Source organism: Methanoregula sp., assembly GCF_049690535.1.
In the GTDB taxonomy this organism is placed as follows: domain Archaea; phylum Halobacteriota; class Methanomicrobia; order Methanomicrobiales; family Methanospirillaceae; genus Methanoregula.
This window is the reverse complement of the sequence record NZ_JBAVMX010000043.1, coordinates 1-1,865: the sequence shown is the minus strand read 5'-3', so window position 1 is coordinate 1,865 and position 1,865 is coordinate 1. Positions and strand designations below refer to the sequence as shown.

The 1,865-nt window shown below is 55.0% G+C and carries 3 protein-coding genes; 1 reads left to right on the top strand and 2 read right to left on the bottom strand.

What is annotated here, in order from left to right; genetic code table 11:
• Positions 1–352: hypothetical protein (locus WCE46_RS03465; RefSeq protein WP_424732309.1), on the top strand; the 352-nt coding region annotated here is incomplete at its 5' end.
• A gap of 27 nt (positions 353–379) precedes the next feature.
• Here WCE46_RS03465 and WCE46_RS03460 read toward each other — a convergent pair.
• Both WCE46_RS03460 and WCE46_RS03455 read right to left on the bottom strand, forming a co-directional pair.
• The gene (locus WCE46_RS03460; protein WP_424732308.1) at positions 380–1,180 is read right to left on the bottom strand and encodes a hypothetical protein; all 801 of its coding nucleotides are present in this window, start codon (positions 1,178–1,180) and stop codon (positions 380–382) included.
• Positions 1,181–1,377: 197 nt separating this feature from the next.
• On the bottom strand, positions 1,378–1,865 hold a 488-nt coding region (locus tag WCE46_RS03455), incomplete at its 5' end, for a hypothetical protein (RefSeq protein ID WP_424732307.1).

Here is a 1,865-nt window from a genome sequence, read left to right as displayed (position 1 = left end):
CGCCGTAAACCCGTATTATCTTGTGATCCTCACCATCCTCTTTAGGGGGCAGGAGACCGGGAAGCAGACAAGAACGCTGGTCCCAAAAGAGACCCTGTTCAACGAGACAAAGACCTGGCAGGTACCTGCGTACGATGATCGTGAGGGCACGGACAGACCTGAGCTTTCAGAGACCGCCTTCACCCGTCTGGTATCGACACTGGCCGGCTGGAACCTTGTCGATGAGGAGTCTGATCCGGGGAATGACCGGGAGAAACTCTATTGCCTCACCCCGGATGGCGAACTGGCGATATACGTGTACCTGGCACGTCTGAAGAAGCGGGGTTCCCGGGGTCCACCGGGTCTTACGTGACCCGCGTGAGCGACAAAAAAAGAAACCTTACTCCTCTTTTAAGGTCCGTTCGTCGTCTTCGATCCATTTCTCGAACTTCTGTATGCCTGCTTTGATATCGTTTATCCGCCGCTCCACATCTGCCAGCTGGGCGGTTGCCCGTGCATGCTTCTCCGGATCATCGCAGCTGGCAAGAAACCTGCGGATATGCGCTGCAGTGAGCTGGAAATTCTCAAGGGCCGTCGCCGCTTTCCGGTACCGTTCATAATTGACCTCGAGATTCTTCTGGACGCGGTTTACGTTCTCGGCCTTCGGCAGCGGTTTTCGTGCATTGAGCGTATCCCACAGGGCATCGTGAACGGTGCGGGTCGTCTGAATGCGGTCAAAACAGGTTTTTTTGTGTTTGGCGAGCATCTCGTGCTTGTACTTTCCCAGCAGATCACCGGCGGTTTTGAGCGCCTGCCCGCGTTCCACCAGTGCATGGATATTCCGGGGCGGAGCACCGGCAGGGAATTGGGCGAGTTCCACGTGTTTCATAATCTCGTCGAAATGACCCCGGGAAACCAATTCCAGTTTCCCGTACTCCGGTTTCTGGGTCTCCTTTACTTCCCGGCACAGGGTATTGAACTGGCTCCAGAGCAGATCCCGGTCATCATGGGCAAGCGGCTTTAATTCTTTGAATAACCCGGTGATCTCTTTTGCCTTGTTCCAGAAATCCTGGTATTTGGTGATGATCGGGTGGTTCTGCCGGATCGGACTGGTCAATGACGCCAGTTTCTCGATCTCCCCGGCAAGGTGTTCTGCATTTTTATGGGCATGTTCGAGCCAGGGATCATCTTCAGGTTTCATGGAGCATCTCTGTTGTTCACTGGTTATTGATCGTCTTATTTATTTCTGCCCGGGTTTTCAGACTCCTCTCCTCCCGTCCCTGAGAGTACCATGGATGCACGAATTCCTCTTGCCGGAAAAAAAGATGGGTGGGGATGATCCCCCGCCCTTTCAAAGGCCCTTTAGCGCGTGTGCAGGGGCCTCAAACCCTTACCTCTTCAGGAGCGCAGGTTCTTCGCGTGACTATATCCGACGCCTGCATCAAGGGTAGTACTGTCCCCGCGCCGGACCTCCAGTTTCATAGTACCGTCGGACTGCATGATCCGGACCATCGCGGGCTCTGCCTGAGCGACCGGGACATCCTGCTGGTGTGCGGCTCCGTGTGGCCGGATCACCGTGCTGCACGCTTGCGGGACTGCAACCAACGGAGATGCGGACGGATCCGCAGGCACCGGGGATGTTGTGTCAACGTGTTCCTGGGGAAACTCAAAGATGCAGGGTTTCCCATTCTGCCGGGACTGTGTCCTCGTGATCGCCTTAAAGTCGAGCAAATCCTCGATCAGTCCCCTGACAGGCGTTTCCATTGCCGATACCTTCTTCTCAAGTGCCGTGATCCGGTCATCTGATACACCGGTTTCTGAAAATTCCATACTCGTAATCAGTTTCTCCTGGTGATCGGGCCCGTTCCCAAGAGATTTGATCGTTG